General features: G+C 44.1%; 13 protein-coding genes. 8 read left to right on the top strand and 5 right to left on the bottom strand.

The window, feature by feature from the left end; translation table 11 throughout:
- Positions 1-229 precede the first annotated feature (229 nt).
- From L0659_RS07505 to L0659_RS07495, 3 genes are read right to left on the bottom strand one after another with little or no spacing between them, the layout of a single operon-like run.
- Positions 230-664, bottom strand: a complete 435-nt coding sequence (locus L0659_RS07505) for a response regulator (protein ID WP_235125145.1) — start codon at positions 662-664, stop codon at positions 230-232.
- Between the two features lie 45 nt (positions 665-709).
- Positions 710-1729, bottom strand: a complete 1020-nt coding sequence (locus tag L0659_RS07500; protein ID WP_235125144.1) for a chemotaxis protein CheB — start codon at positions 1727-1729, stop codon at positions 710-712.
- Between the two features lie 60 nt (positions 1730-1789).
- Entirely contained in the window at positions 1790-4975 is a 3186-nt protein-coding gene (locus L0659_RS07495) for a chemotaxis protein CheB (RefSeq protein WP_235125143.1), read from the bottom strand.
- A gap of 225 nt (positions 4976-5200) precedes the next feature.
- Here L0659_RS07495 and L0659_RS07490 point away from each other — a divergent pair, with 225 nt between their 5' ends.
- Positions 5201-5623: a response regulator gene (locus L0659_RS07490; protein ID WP_235125142.1), complete on the top strand. Its 423-nt coding sequence runs from the start codon at positions 5201-5203 to the stop codon at positions 5621-5623.
- 601 nt (positions 5624-6224) lie between these two features.
- Here L0659_RS07490 and L0659_RS07485 read toward each other — a convergent pair.
- Positions 6225-9785 (bottom strand): PAS domain S-box protein, encoded by a 3561-nt coding sequence (locus L0659_RS07485; RefSeq protein WP_235125140.1) that lies wholly within the window; start codon positions 9783-9785, stop codon positions 6225-6227.
- 844 nt (positions 9786-10629) lie between these two features.
- Between L0659_RS07485 and L0659_RS07480 the strand changes: the two genes are divergently transcribed.
- The 7 genes from L0659_RS07480 to L0659_RS26480 all read left to right on the top strand — a co-directional run bounded on the left by L0659_RS07480 (position 10630) and on the right by L0659_RS26480 (position 18025).
- The gene (locus tag L0659_RS07480; RefSeq protein WP_235125139.1) at positions 10630-11979 is read left to right on the top strand and encodes an ATP-binding protein; all 1350 of its coding nucleotides are present in this window, start codon (positions 10630-10632) and stop codon (positions 11977-11979) included.
- Between the two features lie 99 nt (positions 11980-12078).
- Positions 12079-13020, top strand: coding sequence for an alpha/beta fold hydrolase (locus L0659_RS07475; protein ID WP_235125138.1), 942 nt, complete (start codon positions 12079-12081; stop codon positions 13018-13020).
- 486 nt (positions 13021-13506) lie between these two features.
- The gene (locus L0659_RS07470) at positions 13507-13869 is read left to right on the top strand and encodes a YtxH domain-containing protein (RefSeq protein WP_235125137.1); all 363 of its coding nucleotides are present in this window, start codon (positions 13507-13509) and stop codon (positions 13867-13869) included.
- An 89-nt stretch (positions 13870-13958) separates the two neighbouring features.
- The gene (locus tag L0659_RS07465) at positions 13959-14999 is read left to right on the top strand and encodes a hypothetical protein (protein WP_235125136.1); all 1041 of its coding nucleotides are present in this window, start codon (positions 13959-13961) and stop codon (positions 14997-14999) included.
- Between the two features lie 93 nt (positions 15000-15092).
- On the top strand, positions 15093-16571 hold the full coding sequence (locus L0659_RS07460; protein WP_235125135.1) for a diadenylate cyclase: 1479 nt from the start codon (positions 15093-15095) through the stop codon (positions 16569-16571).
- A gap of 63 nt (positions 16572-16634) precedes the next feature.
- Positions 16635-17255 carry a DUF429 domain-containing protein gene (locus L0659_RS07455; RefSeq protein ID WP_235125133.1) on the top strand — a complete coding sequence of 207 codons (621 nt, stop codon included), beginning with the start codon at positions 16635-16637 and terminating at the stop codon, positions 17253-17255.
- A gap of 635 nt (positions 17256-17890) precedes the next feature.
- Entirely contained in the window at positions 17891-18025 is a 135-nt protein-coding gene (locus L0659_RS26480; RefSeq protein WP_409018801.1) for a DUF4113 domain-containing protein, read from the top strand.
- Between the two features lie 275 nt (positions 18026-18300).
- Here the strand turns inward: L0659_RS26480 and L0659_RS07450 are convergent, their stop codons facing one another.
- Positions 18301-19011 (bottom strand): YWFCY domain-containing protein, encoded by a 711-nt coding sequence (locus L0659_RS07450; protein ID WP_235125131.1) that lies wholly within the window; start codon positions 19009-19011, stop codon positions 18301-18303.
- Positions 19012-19203 lie beyond the last annotated feature (192 nt).

Here is a 19203-nt window from a genome sequence, read left to right as displayed (position 1 = left end):
GATCATCAAAACAGTTAGGAGAAGTTGTTTCTTGAAAAAAGCGAAGCAGTATCGTTGCGACACTTACCTAATAAATAAGCCGAGTTATGCGGACCTCACACTCCTGCGGGATCTTGTCATGCAATCCCGAGAATGAATTCCTTGCCAAAATCTCAGCTTGGTTGAAAAACAATGATAGCTGATTAAGCTCCTACTGCCCTTCCTAAAAAGTAACACAATTTAAAAACTGCTACTGAGCATTCTTTATATATTTTGGTGATTCACATTCTTGCCAGTACTCGACAATCTTTACGATCATTTTTTTCAATTTATCGTAATTACTTGGCTTAATAAAGAATCCTTGAATAGACCTTGAATACGCATCGATCACATGCTTTTGTTCGGCACTTGTCGAAAAAAAAAGGTATGGGATTGATTTTAATCTCAGATCTTCGTTGTTATGAATTTTTTCATATAGTTCCATCCCATTTAATTTCGGCATGTTTATGTCAGAGAGGACAAGAAAAGGTTCAATATCGATGTGTGTTAAGTATTCCAAAGCTTGAACACCGTCTCCAAAGAAAACCAGCTCATTCTCATAATTCAGTTCTTTGAATATTTCAGACAGGATATCCTGGTCGTCCATGTCATCTTCTATAATTACAATAGGTCCTTTTTTATTCATAACTGTTTATTGTTCTGATCCTTAGTAAGTACTGAAAAACGTGCATTAAGTGGGTGTATCCTGAGCAGTTCCCTTGTCATCAGCAAGCAGGATTGCTTTAATTCGGTCAATGTGTACCTGAGACAGTTCTGCCCTTTCGAGCGCTGATATCTTAATTGCCCCGGTTTGCTCTTTTGCAAAGGTGGTCAAAAGGTTTCTTCTTTCTTCAAACATCCGAAGGGCTGTCCACATCGTCTCTTCGATCTTTAAGGTCTGCTCGGCGATCAAGGCTTGCGCAGTATAGGCATGACCTGTGTGACAGCGGTAGCGTGTCAAGGGGCCTTTGTCCACTTTCCATAGCACGCCACCACAGCCCGGGCAATTGAAAGGCACCTGGTCGCCTAGTGAATTGACGGCTGGCAAATCGCTAAGTACGCGTTTGGCAATTTTTGCTTCGGTCAAAATGTCTTTGGGGACTGGCCGGCTTTTTTCCAGTTTTGCTGCCAGGAGCTGATACAGCAAATCTCCCATTTCCAAGAGGGGCAAACAAAAATCAACTTCTGCCTGCTTTAAAGCATTGGCAGGCATATCTGGGTATTCTGCATCTGCCGGATCTTGAACGATGCATATCCCGCCGCAGCGCTTGATAGCGATCATCCCCGCTGTGCCATCATCCAGATAGCCCGTTAACAAGATCCCAATCACGCTGCTGCCAAAAACAACAGCAGCCGACCGAAATAATGGATCAATCGCTGGCCGGGAGCGGTTTTCCTGCGCGCCCTTTGTAACCAAGATCTTTTCGTCATCACCGATCATCAAATGGTGATCAGAAGGTGCCAGGTACAAATGTCCGTTACTTAGGCTTTCGCCATTTACAGCGTGCTGACATTTCAAGTTATTCTGCTTACTAAGCTCGTTCAAAAGCACGTCCCCCGTCGCGTCAGCTGAAATATGCTGGACAACCAATATCGGCGCTGGAAAATCTTCTTGCAATTGGTTTATTAATGTTTTCAATGCATTAAGGCCGCCGGCAGACGTGCCGATGACTACAACTTTTCCTGACGGGGCCGGTTTATTTTTTGCCATAGTGATTTGGTTATAAAGCGTAAATGATCCTGGTAAACCGTAGCACTAATTGGCTATCTATTATTGCAGCCCGGCTACCGGGAAATAGATCACAAATTTGCTTCCCGTACCCGGCGTGCTTTCCACCCGGATACTGCCACCGGCAGCATCAATTATTTTCTTTGCCAGGTAAAGTCCGATGCCCTGCCCCTCATGGTCCGTTTGGAGCCTGTGGTACTTTTGAAAGATTTTATCAATGTCGCCTTCGGCCATCCCAGTCCCGTTATCTTGGACTGTCAGGGCAGTGAATTCACCTACACTAGAAGTTTGGATGCTGACAACAGGCGTATCCTCTGATCGGTATTTGATCGCGTTTGAAACCAGGTTGAACAAAATGCTTCTCAGGTTCTTTTTAGAAAAAAGGATTTGTCCCACTTTCAAATCGGTTGTGATAACCGCGCTGGTCTGCTTGATCTTATCGCCCAGGCTCCACTGCATGCTTTCCAAAATTTCATTCATATCAACCATCTCAGTCAAAAGGGCCTGGTCTTCAAGTTTGGCTACTGTGCCAATGTCCTTGATCAGGGCCCCAAACTTATTTACTGAATTGCCAATGATGTTTAAAATGGGCCTTAGCTCTTGGTCGTCTGCACGCATTTCTGTCAATAGCCCTATACTTACACCTATGTTACTGAGCGGTCCTAGGAAGTCATGAGATGCCGTATGTACAAAATTGTCCAGGTCGTCGTTGATGCGCGTCAGGATTTCATTCTTTTTATCCAGCTGGTGTTGTATTTCTTTGAGGCTGCTGATGTCATTGAAAGTAATGATGGCACCCGTCCTTTTATTGCCAAGCTGCTGGATATAGGCCATGGTCATGACCTGGTACCATTTTCCATCATTGGATTGCACTTCCCGGATTATAGGATAACCCTTCTCCAGGACATCCGTTATGTCATCAGAAAGGGTTTCAAACCTGAAATTGGTCGAGATATTACTAATGGGCCGTCCAATGTCGCTTTCGAGCAAGTTAATATGCCGCACCGTACCTGGCGAAAATCGCATCAGGCGAAGATCCGAGCTGACAAAGAGCTGGCCATTAATATTGCTTTTGAAATAATTGTTCAGATCATCGTTAAGCTCTAACAGCTCCCGGTTCTTTAACTGGTAATCCGCATTGATCGTGTGCAGCTCTTCATTGACGGACTGCATTTCCTCATTGCTGCTCTGCATCTCCTCATTGGCCGATAGCAGCTCCTCATTAAAGGACTGCATATTCTCGTTGAGTGCAAACAGTTTTTCGGTGGCAGCAGCCAGTTGCTCTTTCTGGTCTTTGTTTTCCTGCTCCAAAAACTTGGTATAATCGTCTAGATAGAGCTTCTCGTCAAACTGCATTGCATCTGCTGGCTGGCCGGAACCTTGATCTTCGCTAAACTGTACAACTAAGAACCCATTAGGCCGGCCTTTAAGGACCATCGGGCTAACCGACAGGTTTACTTTGATTATCTGTTCTCCCTGCTGGATCTGCACGCCTGTGACCACTGCTTTTTTATGGGTTTCACTGACTTTTTTGCAGGCGGTCTTGAAAGCAATATTAAGAGGGCCTGGTAGAAGTTCGGTCAGATCTGACGTTAAAATCTTTTGGGTAAGGAACCTTCCGGTTGGGCCGTAGGATTTAAGCACCCTGTTGTTTTCATCAATACAGACAAGCAGGCGCTGCTCTTCATTAAGGATGGTTTCATGGATTGCCCCATCCAAGGTGCGGTCGGGCGCTTTATTGGTTTCTGGTTGAGCAACCCCTAAGCTGGCCGGTTTGTGGTAGGTATATTCCGGCAGGGTAAACGTTTCAAAGTTTACGGATGGGGTAGCATCCAGTTTCTGGTAGATCTTTGCATTTTTATCAATGACTTTCATGCTCTTTAATATCGGCGAGGGGTTCTCACTGGATCCTAGAAACAGGTATCCCTCGGGTTTTAGCCCAAAGAGGAGCATGTGATAGATTTTTTGTTGTAAGATCGGGGTCATGTAAATCAGCAGGTTGCGGCAGCTGATCAGATGCATGTTGCAGTAGGGCGGATTTTTCACCAGGTCATGTCTGGAAAAGATAACCATTTTACGCAAGGCAACCGTTACCTTATAATCCTCCCCCTCCTGTATAAAGTATTTTTCCAGGTAGGATTGCGGCATTTTGGACACTATGGCAGCAGCGTAAATGCCTTTACCGGCATGGTCCAGGGCAGCAGTATCAATATCGGTAGCAAAGATTTTCACCTGCTGTTCCTGGATCTTTTCCCCCAAAAGCTCTCGCACCAGGATAGCCATCGAGTAAGCTTCTTCGCCCGTCGCACAACCAGTAACCCATATCCGGATTTCCTGGCCAGTAGAAAGGCTTTTAATGATAGAAGGCAGTACCCGTTTTTCCAGCGCACTAAATGCTTCGGTATCCCTGAAAAAAGCAGTCACGCTAATAAGAAAATCTTTGGCAAGCGCTTCAATTTCATCAGGGGAACCTTTGGCAAATTCCAGGTAAGCTTCCAGGCGTTCAAAGTTGTTATAAGCCGCCCTTCTTTTGATCCGGCGCAAAATAGTCGACTGCTTGTAGTCTGAAAAATCCAGTGGAAGCTGCTGGCTTATGATCTCGATCAAACCAGCCATATTTTCTCCATCAGAGATACCGGCCGCTAGCAGTTCAATTTCCCGCTTGACATATTCTTCAATAGTGCCGGGCATTGCCTCGGGCTCCACGATGAAATCGACCATTCCAGTGGCGATTGCATTGGAAGGCATACTGTTGAATTCAGTGGTTTGTGGGTTTCTGGCAATCACCATCCCGCCTGCCTTCTTAATTGCTTTTACACCATCACTACCATCAGAGCCCAGGCCGGACAGGATGACGCCAATCGCCTTTGGGCCGTAGTCGGCAGCGAGGGAAGATAAGAATGTATTGATGGTCATGTGCGGACCGCGCACGTCGGTTTTATCGCTTAAATGTAAATGCCCCCTTTTTACGGTCATAAACTTATCTCCCGGGATTACATATACATAATTGGACGCAATGCCCGTCCCTTCTACCGCCTGTACCATGGTCAGCTTGCTGTACCTGGATAAGACTTCTGCCAACCTGCTTTCATAATCAGCGGATAAATGCTGGACCACAACGTAGGCAATACCATCCAGAGGTGTGTTTTCAAAAAAAGAAATCAGCTCATCAAGGCCCCCGGCCGATGCACCGATGGCAACAATGTGATTTGGTTCAATTGAATTCATTAAGAAGTTTAGGTTAGGTGCAGGATGTTGAGCGTAAATGCCACATCATCAAATAATTATTCTTATAAGGTACAGAAAGTTATTGTAGGTGGCACAATGTTTTTCGCAATATGCAACCAGGCGTTGACTACTTACCAACTTGTTGGAATGTAATCTTATGTGTAACTGACTTGAAATGACAAGCTATGTAAGTAAATATTGAGCTTACACTAAACTAATTATCGGATGGATAAAAATGGCCCAATTATCATTATAGAAGATGATGCAGACGACCAGTTCGTATTGGAAGAAGTTTTTGGCGAATTAGGGTATTCTAATCAAAGGATGTATTTCTCAGATGGTCAATCGGCATTGGATTTTCTTTATACCAGCAAAAAGCTGCCTTTCATTATTATTTCAGATATTAATCTGCCACAGTTAAATGGTTTGGAGCTCAGAAGAAAGGTACAAACTGATGCAGAGCTCAGCCTTAAGTGCATTCCCTACGTTTACTTTACCACAGCGATCAACCAGCAGGTCGTTATTGACGCATATAGCACATCTGCACAAGGCTTTTTCGTTAAGCCAGGCGAATACGATGAAATTAAGGCAATAATTAAATTGATGATTGACTATTGGAAAAGGTGTGCGGCCCCGAATAATTTCTGAAGACACTAGAGGAAGTGGCTTTGCTCATTTCCCGAACCCGCCTTTATTATGACAATCCTTTAAACAGTTGACAATAAATACGGGTAGCATACGTCTTCGCAAGTTACATTTAAAGGTGGGGCCATTTCTGTTTGCTGTACTAAAAAGCCTTATTCAGCTTCTATTTCAAGCAAATCGCATAAACCTCGCCTCTTGGAGGAATTTCAGGAATACCACCGTATTTTCTCCTCTCTGAAATTGCTTACATAATTAACGATAATAAACTTTGTTGGACAACTTAGTAGTCCCTCACTGCCAGATTTTGATGTTAGCTTTGCAACTTCCACCTAAATATCCTAAACGCATCTTCCTACGAACTGCACAACTGAAGTACGTATACGCGACTGGGTTTTTGTAGACGGGAAAGAGTTTTCGAGCCCGGTCGCTGCGAGCTACCTCAGCATATAGAGCAAACCGGCTCACTGATCTGGAGTTTACCATCTTCTTTACCAGATGCAGATCAAAAGCGATTAAACTGCTATATGAAGACTCTTTGCCAACGAACCTGTCAAGAGGGACTTTTATAGAAGCTATTGGGAAATAACTAAGAACAAAATTTCTTTTATACTTTGACATGCTGCTCCACAATGCCCTTGATATCCTCCAAAGTAAAGGGCTTTGTAAGAAAACCGTTGGCACCAGCCCGAAGGCACCGCTCACGTTCACCTTCACTATTTCCTGCCGTCAATGCAATAATAATAACACGATCTGCCTCGGGAATTTTTCTGACTGCCTGCATTGCTTCATAGCCATTCATTTCCGGCATTTGGATGTCCATAAAAATAATGTCCGGAAGAGCCTTCTTGCATAAATCAACTGCCTCTACCCCATTGACGGCTTCTGTGATTAGAACATCCTTAAAAGCTTTCTGGATCGCAATTTTGGCAAAAAGCATATTGACTGAATTATCTTCAGCAATCAGGACACGGAGGCCCCTGGCTGGTATGGTGGCCAGGATTTCATCCTGCACCGGCAAGTGCTGGTTAATGGATTCACTTGTAGAAAGCCGGGTTAGACAAAGCAGCAAATCACTAATCCTAATTGGTTTTGTCAGCGTATGAATAGGTTTTGACATATCAAGTTTTTCTAGCCTGCTGATATCTTCTGCGCCATTGATAAGCATAATGTAAGGCAGGCCTGACAATTGAGAAGTTGTACTTTCGGGCTGACTTGTTAAACCTGGCAAGTAGTCAGCAGACTCATGATAATCAGCTATCACCACGTCCCATTTCCTTTCTGATTCTAATAGTGTGCGTGCCAGATCTGGTTGCGATGCCGTTTCAGCATGAATCCCCATCGTATGAAGCATGTTTGCCAAAATCCTTGCGCTATCACTATTATCTTCTATGATCAGCACATTCTCAACCGATAATGGGTTATGCCATTCAACCCCGGCTCCGTTTTCATAAACTGCCGACAGTTCAAAATAAAAAGTGCTGCCTATACCCTGTATACTTTCCAGTTGTAATTGACTACCCATTAGATCCAGCAACTGGTTTGAAATCGCAAGTCCTAAACCGGTACCGCCATATTTTTTGGTGGTAGAACTATCTTCCTGTAAAAAAGCTTCAAATATTCTGGCCTGCTTGCCTGCCTCGATTCCAATCCCGGTATCAATCACTGAGAATTTTATGCGGGCGATTTTTTCAGAAGCATTCAAGGGCCCAAGCAGTTCTACTCGGAGCTCGATCTGGCCGTGGTGTGTAAACTTTCCGGCATTTGTTAACAAATTCATCAACACCTGTTTGATGCGTACAGCATCCACCCAGATAAATTGGGGGACGCCTGCGGACAGGTCAACAAGCATTTCTATGTTCCTGCTTTGAATTGGTGCAGCAATTATGTCTGCAACCTGATAAATTAATTCAAAGATGTCAGTCTTTTCAATTAGAAGATCGAGTTTACCGGCTTCGATTTTTGAAAAGACCAGAACATCATCTAATAAACTGAGCAGTGTATGGGCCGATTGACCTGCAATTTCCAGATAGTGCCTCTGGGTTGGCGTCAAGCCAGAATTCAAAACCAGGTCCGTAAAACCAATTACACCATTAAGCGGTGTACGGATCTCATGGCTCATGTTAGCTAAAAATTCCGATTTGGCTGCGTTGGCCTGATCGGCCTGTAATTTAGCTTGTTTAAGCTCCTCCCTGCTTTCGACCATTTCTGTGATATCCTGGGTGGACATCATCATTCCGCCAATACTACCATCAAGCAGTTTCCAGGGCCGAATCTCAAATTTTAGGTATTGATCTTTATCCCAGCCAAAAGGTCTCCACTTCTCTTCCTCAACGCTGATTATGGCGCCTGCCAGGCATCTCTGATGCAATATTTTCCACTCGCGGCTAATATTGGGAAAAACCTCGTAATGAGATCGTCCAATCAACTCCTGTCCATTTAGCCGGTACTCCTCTATCCATCGGTTACTGTGGGCAATATAGCACATATCTGTATCGAACATCGCAACAGCAGCAGGGGCGTCCCTTACAAAAGCGGTCAGCAGGGACCTTTCTGCCATCAGCGCATGCTCAGTCAGTTTTATTTGGTTAATATCCTGAATGGTGCCGTAAAACCTGACACATTTCCCATTCCTGAATTCAGTGATCCCGACGATCCGTACCCACAACGGCTCACCCTTTGCTGTAATGATCTGAACCTCCAGATCAAAATTTCCTCCGTTCCTTAATACCGCCTGCGTAGCAGCTTTGATCTTCTCAGCGTCAGCACCGTTCCCATAAAAAGCCAGTGCAGTTTCAGGGTCCGGTTTATAGCCCATGACTACCTGATGTATCTGACACGTCTGTTCGGACCACTCTATGGTATTACTCTCAAAGTCAAGCTCCCAAGTCCCTACTTTTGCCATCTTGTTGATGCGCAAAAGAATATCCTGCATTCGGCTGAGTGTTTTCTGCTGTTTAAAACGCTCAGTAATGTCAATCGAATTACCTATTATATAACGCAGGCCGTTATCATTTTCGACCAGAATATTTTTATATTGAAAAAACCGTTCTGACCCATCTTTATGTATGGCAGCACAGATACCCCCTACGATACCCAACCTGTCCATGTCTATCAGGTATTTCCTCAGAGCAAGTTGATGTCTCTCCGGAACAAGGTCTGATAAATTGTATTGTAAGGCCTGTTCAACAGAATAACCAAGTAATGCGGCACCATAACCGTTAATTGAAAGCAGTCTGCCATCCAGGTCATGGGTCAGCATGAGCCCCTGGCCGTTTTCAAAAAAAGACCTGAACTTTTCCTCGCTTTCTTTAATTTTCTTCTCCCTTGCTTTCTCCCGGCTTATGTCGCGGCCGATATTGACCAAATTCCCTGTGAGCGGCTCCAAAGCACAAACCCATTGCAGGTGAAGATATCGATTTTGGCTGTCTACACACCGAAGTGAAAGCTTGATCGATTGCTGGCCGGATAAGGTCTTGGCCGCCATCCTGAGAACAGCGCCTCGGTCCTCGGGATGGACCAGTTCAAAAATAGATGTCTGTAAAAGTCGCTCAGGCTGCCACCCTAACAGTTTCTCAAAGGCGGGATTTACACTAAGCAATATCCCTTCATTTGAAGTGACACAGATCAGGTCTTCTGCCAGTGTGACAATGCCTTCATAGTTTCTCAGTCGCCGAAGGTTAGCATGGTCAATAATAATCCGCATCGCTTGGTTGGATAATGTGCGGAGTGCTTCTCTTTGAAGCCCTGATAACTTGCGGGGTTTAACGTCAAATACACAAAGCGAGCCCAGCGCATAGCCATCGGGATCGATCAGGGGATACCCTGCATAAAATCGAATATTGGGGTCCTGACTGACAAAGACATTGTCACGGACGCGCTCATCCTGCAGCGTATCTTCAATCTCTAACAGCTCCTGCTGCATGAGCAAATACTGGCAAAAGGATAATTCCCTGGGAATTTCATTGAGATCGGTTCCCACCTGGCCCTGCACCCACTGATGCTCAAAATCCATAAAAGAAACAAAGGAGATAGGCACTTCGCAGATCAAAGAAGCAAGTCTGGCTAAATCCTGAAATTCGTTCTTAGGATCGGCTTGCTTGATATGATAACCACGCAGCGCGTTCAGGCGCTCATACTCGTTGTCTGGAAGCGGATATAATTTCATATTTTACCAAGTACTTGTACAAAAGTACTTAATATAAAAACTATATCTTTTGAATGCGATTGCAAAATATACATCCCATTTGGCATGTCACAGTAATGGAGAATTCCAGCCAATACTTGAAAGAAGACGCTGATACTTTCAATTAATTTAACAACAACATTAGCCGCATAAATTCCGTAGACTCGTACGATAACCCGATCAACTCCCGTTTTGCACTTCAATATTTAACTCGGCTGATCAAACTAAAAGTCCTGAGCAATTGCCTAACTGGGTATATTCAAGGCCAAGTCCATTTTTTTTGGAAAGTTGGCGATAGCTAAAAGTTGCCCTCGATCAGGATCTTGGGCATTTGTAGGAATTGCTCATGACCGAACAAATAGTGTACAAATAGACTACCTAATAGCTATTCCACCTTTATTGTATTAATATGCCGTATATGGACGGTTTTCAGTTGCTGGAAAAGTTAAAGAAGGATGCAGATCTTCGACTTATGTGCATTCCGTTCGTATTCTTCTCTACCGGTATTACCAGAAAATGGTAATTGACGCCTGTAATCTGTCAGTCCTGTGAAATTTTGTAAAACCAAGGCAGTTAAGCACTCGTGCTCGCGCATCTGAAAGCCTCTCTTCTATAAGTAGCAGCTTTAAGCTAAGATCAACATTTTCCATAATTCTAATTTTATGATAACCACAAAAATATTATTCCAGACCTGGTAATTGTGTTTACCTGCCAGCAATCTCGAAACTAACTCACTACTTACTGCGCTGGCTTGATATTTATGGATTTGGTATTTGTTGTTTCTCATTTTCAAATCCATAGATCGCTTAATGACCACAAGCATTTTATGAATAAGTCAGTAACTACACATGAATCGCTAAGAATTTCGGCATTGCACAGCTATGGTATCTTGGATTCATTGCCGGAGCAAGATTATGATGAGCTAACCAAATTGGCATCCCAGATTTGCAATACGCCAATCTCGCTTGTATCTCTTGTCGACCAGACCCGCCAGTGGTTTAAAGCAAGTCATGGGCTTGATATCATCCAAACTCCGCGGGAATTTTCTTTCTGTGCACACGCGATTAAGAATCCCAACCAGCCCATGGTTGTAGCTGATGCAAGAAAGGATGAAAGGTTTACAGATAATCCACTCGTGAGTGGGGACCCTTATATCGTTTTTTACACCGGTGTCCCATTGATCGATCGCGATGGTTATGCTTTGGGTTCGCTCTGCGTCATTGACCATATGCCCAGGCAGCTCACCTCCCAGCAGCTCTTCGCATTGCAAGTCCTGGCCAGGCAGGTTGCGCGGCTCTTTGAGCTCAGACGGCCCGTGTCGGCGTTAAATTCTAATGAAATGGAGCTTGAAGCAAGGGTTGAGCGTCTACTCACACATCGCACCAGGCAACTCTCCCATCAGAACCAGGCTCTCTCAGATCTCAACCGGAGTGTCTTAAAAAACAATGAAGACTTAAAAAGATCAAATACAAACTTGCAGCAGTTTGCTTTTATTGCATCTCATGATTTGCAGGAGCCGTTAAGGAAAATCCAGGCATTCAGTGAGCTGATCATGAAACGCTACCAGGATCAGTTTGGAGATGCAGCAGATTATTTATATAAAATAAAATCTGCCGCAGGCCGCATGTCACAGCTAATAAATAACCTGTTGGTCCTTTCGAAACTGCCCGAAAACCGACAGGAAAATATCATAGTTTCCATGGATTGGGTACTGCAAACGGTTTTGCAAAATTTGGAGCTCGCCATCTCCGATGCAGGAGCGCTTATAACATACGGCCCACTGCCTGAGCTTGAAGGGAACCCGACACAGTTAAGTCAGTTATTTCAGAATTTGATTGGCAATTCGCTCAAATTCAGGCGTGCCGGAGAGCAGATGCAGATCAGTATCCGGTATAAGAAACTCTTACAGGCAGATTTGCCGCCCGGAATACATCCCCTTAAAATCTGCGAAGAATATCACGTATTCGAAGTTGCTGACAATGGGATTGGCTTTGAGCAGCAGCATTCAGAAAAAATGTTTGAGCTTTTTGCAAGGCTTCACAGTACCAGCGAATTTGCAGGCACAGGAATTGGCCTATCCATATGCCAGAAAGTGGTTACCGTTCACGGCGGGGCAATCTCCGCACAAGGTCAACCCGGGAGCGGTGCTGCTTTTTGTGTTTATCTGCCAGTCTGATCAGGTATTTTTGCTTAGTCCAAAAGAGGAAATGCTCTTGTGTGAATTAGGCCTATGAAAAACCTCTTCATAAAATTGCTAAATTAAGAACTGCAAAAGATGAGACATTTTATAATCTTGCTTTTCACGCCATTCCTGTTTTTCGGTTGGCCCCGCCCCATAAAGCATACAGCCAGTGATCACCAAAATCAGGCAAAATCATACTTTTTAACATCTGATACGGTTAAACTTGCTTATAAAATTTCCGGCAATGGTATCCCTTGTATGTATGTCCCGGGAGGCCCCGGGCAAGGCTATGCAACTTTTGAAAAATTAAAGGGCGATAACTTAGAGAAAAAGTTAAAGATGATATATATGGATCAGAGAGGATCCGGCGCTTCGGGTAAATCCGATAATTATCATCTAGACAGAATGGTTGAAGATATCGAAGAGTTAAGGCAAAATCTCAACCTGAAAAAAATGTACCTTCTCGCCCACTCTTTTGGAGGTATCATAGCTATCAATTACGCCAAAAAATATCCCCAGTATGTAAGAGGCCTTATATTGGCGAACGCCACACTGCATTTCTTAAATACTGCCACCTTACAGCAACAGATTGCATATGGAGATAGTCTGTTGCAGGTTCCGGGCGGCCATAAAGTGATTCCAAAGGATAGCCTCTTACCACAATTTTTCAAGGTAAGTGCTGCACTGAGAAAAAAAAGGATGGGATACAGATTCTTGACAGATGACATCAAAACCATCGCGCTAATGGACAAGATAGATTCTTTATATCCGCGAATCATAGATTTTGGAACTGATGTGGTCACCAAACCGGAAACATATCCCGAGTACTATCAGGACTATTCCAAAATGAGCGGTGAAATCGGTTTGCCAACATTAATTATAACAGGTGACCAAGACCACGCAATAGGTGTAAATCATTACAAATCCTTCCAGTTCCCATCTCAGAAAACCGTTTCCATTAATGGGGGGCATTTACTGTATTATGAAAATAATGATGCTTTTCTAAAAGCGATTTGGGAATTTTGCGGTAAGTAACCACTTACGGGTTCATTATTATTCTGCTGCATACCCAAAGCTAAATATCCACAGCTCGGTAGCCAGTTTTTTCTAATGAATAACGCGCATTTCGCCTAGCGTGAATCGACAGTTCCTGCCCTGCTCGATCATTTTAACACCTGATTGTCTTTTTTCAAGATCCAATAGAACCCTGCAACGTGCTAAAAATTAGGCTTAAGCCCTGCCTACTTTTTTCCACAAAATCTAAAACTTAAAACTGCGAGATCCTTGGAGTTTTTAAATTTTTTTAATAAAGATTTCTGTCAATGACATCGTTGCTTTACCAGCATCATTATTTTGATAACGTCCTTTAATTCACATTATAATCGCAAGAATTTCATATTTTAGTATCTGGTAGTTACATCATTGTCAATGAGTTACACAACTTTCGGGAGTATTAAATTTACGGATATGGCATGCTTTTTCTAAGTGGAAGAATAGTATCAAACTAAAATAAGTCAAACTATGAAATCTAAGTTCGAAGATTTTCACTTCACTTCCAGAAACGAGCACACTGAAGGATTGATTACAGGCCTGCTACTTGGAGCGGCCATAGGTGCCTGCGTTGGGATCCTGCTTGCTCCTAAATCGGGCAAAGCTTTGCGTGGAAAAATTAAGGATCTTGCCGACTCACAGGCCGACACGCTAGGCAGCTCCTGGGAGCAGGCGAAAGATAAGGCGGGTAAGGCAGCAGGCGATGCAAAAGATGCCATTAGTTCAGCAGCCGATGAGACCGGATCCAAATTGAAGGACCTTGCCAATAAGGCAGAAAACGAAATCGAGGATGGTGTAGAAACAGTCGCTGACCGTTTCCAGAAAAAATATTAATAAGTCCACACCCCGAAGGCCGGTTGCCAAGCATTACTGGCTCCGGCTTCTTCAACCATTTCATCTTTACAACTAATAACCACTAATTTATGGAACGTAGTAATCTTTACGCGCAGCCCGCGTCAGCTGGCAACTTTATTAACTTAAAAAGAATTTCATGGAGTGCCATTTTTGCAGGTGTACTTGTAGCCATTGTAGCTCAAATGCTGCTTTCGCTCCTGGGTTTCGGGATCGGTCTGGGTACGATTGATGCCGTCGAAGAAAAAAATCCAGCGGCAGGCCTTGGCATTGGCAGTGCGATCTGGTATATCCTGTCGAGCCTGATTTCCCTTTTTGTTGGGAGCTGGGTTGCGGGTCGGCTGGCCAGCGCTCCGCGCTTGTTCGATGGCATCCTGCATGGCGTGCTTACGTGGTGCCTGGTAACACTGCTGACCATTTACTTTCTGACGACAACAATCGGCAGCATCATAGGCGGAACAGGCCGACTGGTTGGCGGATTGGTGAAAACAGCCGGTAAAGGCATTGCAGCAGCTGCGCCGGGCATTGGCGATGCAGTCCAGGGCCAATTGAAAGCCAATGGTGTTGACATGGAAAACCTGGATTTATCTGACCTGAAAAGCGAGGCGAATAAGCTTCTGCGTCAAACCGGTGATCCGTCATTAAATCCAAACAGATTAGAACAGAAAGCAGACCGTGCTGCCGACAATGCAGGCAATGCAGCGGAAAATTCCGCTTCGGATCCAGGAAATGCAGATGATATCGCAGGTAGTATGTTCAAAAACCTTTTCAAAGAAGGTCAGGCAACAGTATCACAAGTGGATCGGCAGGATGCGGTGAATGTGGTGATGAAACGGACAGGAAAGTCTGAGCAAGAATCAAAGCAGATCGTGGACAACTGGATCAATACGTATAAACAAGCACAGGTCAAATTAGAACAGACCAAAAAAGAGGCAGAAATCAAAGCAAGGCAAATGGCGGATGACGCCGCTTCGGCAGCTTCGAAGGCAGCTATATTTGGCTTTCTCGGTTTGCTGATTGGCGTTGCAGCTGCTGGTTTCGGAGCAAAAATGGGAACAGAGTCGCAGAACAATGAAAACCGCTTTGATCAGCCGATAAGCAGCCTTGGGTAAGTTAAAACCGATTTGGCTAAACAGGGAACAGGGCACCAATTGTGTGCCCTGTTTTAATGTCAGACCTTTTAAGAATTCATATCACTTTCGCCTATGTCCAATCTCCTATGGCGCCAGCAGAAATCATCTCAGAAGTCGATAGAAATGGTGGCGAGAGAATTTTTCTCCATCATCGATCCTAGCCTGGTGCCTCAGGTTTTGCTGCTGGGCTTCGAGCTGGCAAAACCCATAGATGAAACCTCGTTTTTTTTGGAGCCATCCGGCTCAGATCTTGGGGCTGATGACTTTATCAAGATTCATGAACTTGCCCGGCAACCTGGCACTGATGAAAAGGTCAGTAAAGTGAAAAGCTCGCAAAAAAGGATTACGGGAAGCCAGATTGAGCGGGCGCGTTTTCAAGCTTACAAGCTGGCTGCCGAAAACCTGCTAATGGTTTCCCCGGCTTTCGAACATAAGCAGCTGCACCTTTCGGTGCCTTGTGAAATAGGGTCTTACCTGGTATTCATTGTACTGAGCTTGCCAAAAGACGTAATTGCCCGGTATTTTACACTTCAAAAGTCAGAAAATGCCGAGCAGAACCAATCGACCCGCTCTTTTCTTGAAAGCGCCATAAACGTATTTTTATCGGAATCGTGGGGTGCTTTGAAAGATAGCCAGTTCAAAAAGCGGTTTATGGACCGGTCTTCGGAGGAACTGCTCAAAAGCGCAGGTCGCAATTTCATGACAAGTATCCAGGAAAACATTGAACCCGGCTCGGATCAGGTTAGCTTGTTCGATGTGTTTGACAACGTTTCCCTGCTTCGGTATGAGGGAAGCGATGCGATGGGTAAAATCTTGCTGGCTAAACAAGGACATTCAAATATTGTCCATAAACTACGCCTGTCAAAACCGATCCCGTTAAAGGATTCCCGAAAAGTCCGTAAATTTTTAGAGCTCTCTGATCCAGACAGCTGCGTGCTATGTGATGGTGAATACATTACGGGATTAGGCATGATACGTGGCGATTACAATCCAAAGCAAAAATCACTGTATTGCATCAACTTTAAGGGCCATTACAAATGGGAGTTGCTCCATGATGGCAACCCGTTGCTATCGGTTTGTCATGGCCTGCCGAAAATGCGGGTGGAAGGCATTGACCGCAACTATTTTACGGGGCTGGTCAATCAGGTGTTCAAGGGCCTGAACGCTTCGCAAACCGACCGACTCTGGGATATTACGCTGAGTGCGACCCAGCAAAAAGCGGGTACGATGCTCGTTATTTCCGATCATGCCAAATCAGAAGCTAGGAGGTTGGCTGGTCAGTGTTTTAAAGTAGAGCCTCTGGTACTCACCGAGGAGCTCGTTAGCCAAATCACCTCCATTGATGGTGCGGTGCTGCTCGACCAGGATTGTGTATGTCATGCAATCGGTGTAATCCTGGACGGCATTGTCTCAGACAAACAGGGGGATGCCTCACGGGGTGCCCGGTATAATTCAGCTATCCGTTATTTTGGCACCAATCACCCAAAGCATTTGATATTGATTATCATTATCTCAGAAGACGGGATGATTAACTTGATTCCCAACGGGTAAATCAAAAATCCATCCAGAAAGATAGTATGGCAGATGGAAGCATTTAACAGAAAAAAAATTTAGGTGGACAAGATCGGCAATGTCATATCAGTTGGAATAGACCTCACCAGTTCTGAGAAAAAACATAGCGGCTGGGCTGTTTTAAATAATAATGTAGCGTCGACGCGCCGTATCCGCACGGATCAGGAATTAATAGATACTACCATTGCTCAAAACCCAGCGGTTATTGTCCTTGACGCACCGCTATCGCTACCGGCGGGAAGATTAAGTGTATTTGATACAGACCCTGGCCGGCAGCAATTTGGGATTACCCGGGAATGCGAGCGTGCGCTGCTTAAAGTGGGTATCCGGTCCTATCCATGCCTGCTACCAAGCATGCAAAGACTTACTGAACGCGGTATACGTTTGGCGGTTGAATTTAGAATGCGGGGTTTTGAAGTCATTGAAGGGTATCCAGGTGGCGCTCAGGATATCCTGGGAATCCCGCGTAAACAGAAAGGCATTTCAGATCTGGCAAAGGGACTGGAAGGATTTGGGATTACCGGCTCGTTTATTGAAAAGCCAATCTCCCACGATGAGCTTGATGCGATTACTGCGGCCATTGTCGGGTGTTTTTATTTGTCAGGCAACTATGAGGCTTTTGGCAATGAATCAGAAGGGTTCCTGATTGTTCCAAAACGTTAGATTAGTTAGATAATTCTGAATAAGTGTGACACTATATGGCCATGCAATTTTTAGCCTTCCTTGTGTAATACACATTCCGATGCCTGGCAACCATACTCTTAGGCTTTAAGGATCAAAAGTTTATGAACAACTCATCTTCTATTTCGTAAGACGATGGCTGTTATTTTGATGATTCTGATGGTATTCGCTATGGGTGCTCACGGAAAATATCAACGAAGAGCCCTATGGCTGGTTATGGACACACCGATGTTGGAAAAGATAAAATTACATGAATCAAGAGCTAAACCCTAGAATTCAACCGAAGGAAGCATTTCCCCATGTTGATATGTTAAATCTGATTCAATAATCGACTGTCTTTTACATCGCTTTGCACCGCTGAATCCAGATTGCCACTCCAAGCATCATTTGAAAAACTGATTTAAGATACTATGTGTTTTAATCCGTGTAGACTGACAAAGTTTGATTTAAGGTGCTTTTATTTAGATTAACTGTACCAGTTTGGGCAATTCGATTCAGATATTCAATAAAAAAGGAGATAGCTTAGATTTCATTTTAACCACGGTATTTGTGTACCAGCCGAAAATTCAATAACGACTTAGAGGTCCGAAGACACTCATCCTCGTCAGAGGCACTTAATGGCGTTCGTCGATAAGCTAGACAAATCTATGGGGCAAAACAAGGTGCTGCTAGCAAGTCAAGACTTGACTACGCGACGAAGAATGAAGCAGGATACATTATCATCGCGATGCATACAGCACGGTATGCAATAGATCAGATAACAGCTGTCATAAAGTTGATGGATGATTCGACAAAGAAATCGCCTTGGCGTTTGATCCACTCTCGATTCAATCCCATTAAAAAAGTACGTGCTGATTCCACTGCATCATTAATGTAAAGCATACTCTCAGGATTTAACAGATTGCATCTATGGCTACGCGATAGGTCATCGAAACAGATCGTATAGAAAGCCGGCTCAACGGGAAAACTGGATTGGTTTTTCAACCAGGCATTGTATGCTAGCAGGGTCAAATCGCTGTATTTGAAATCATAAACGAACATCGAAAAAACCTTCCTCAATGTGCTGAGTGATCACATGTCGAAAGATAAAAAATGTCTTCCCGGATCCCGGAGATCCGCTCACCAGCACCCCACGAAAAGGATTAATGATATTGATCCAACTCTGCCGCGTTTTGCCCTTGTGACAGTATTCTGCGGGAAGATTGATCGAGTATTCGTTTTCTAGAAGCTGTTCAAATTGAGGAAAACTTTCGTTATCTTTATTAAAGATATCGTTGCTCAAACGAGCAGTTATCAATCTGGAAAACTGGCTTCCACCGGATAATATAAGTAGGAAACCAACTGAGGTAAATACCATATACAGGGCTGATCTGAATAGTTCTTCGACTGGTATTTTCAGAATCATAGCACTTAAAAAATAAATGATGAACCCTGTCAAAACGCTGATTAGTGAAGGTTTCACCCTGATATTTTCGCCCTTTTTACCTTTTACCCCGACCAGTGAAATGACTAAGAAAACGAGTGCCACAATCTTCGTTTTACTGAACGAAGAGAACAACCCTGCTGCAAAAATTTTATCCAAAATCCGGTCTGAGATTAAAGATGTCAGGTGCCAATTTTGAAATGCCTGATAACAGAAATAGTAAAAATGCAATGCGAGGATCAGGATGCTGATTAGGCGGGTCATATCAGTTATTTTGCGAAGGCTTATGTCGTTTTCGCCTGTGTTCGATGCCATAATAAAACGGATTTAGAGTGATTGAGAGAATCCCTTTTTCTTTTTTCGTTTGCTTCCACGTAGGTCCGCAGGCGCAAAACCATCTTGTTTTACAGGATCTAATAGTGACTCCTCGCCATTAGCAAGTCTAGCGTCATTGCCCTGCTGAGGAGTTAGCATCAAATAGCTTTGTGATGTGGCTTGCTGTCTATT

This window comes from Dyadobacter sp. CY347 (assembly GCF_021502655.1).
In the GTDB taxonomy this organism is placed as follows: Bacteria; Bacteroidota; Bacteroidia; order Cytophagales; family Spirosomataceae; genus Dyadobacter.
The sequence above is the reverse complement of the archived record's forward strand: the minus strand, read 5'-3'. Positions and strand labels throughout refer to the sequence as shown.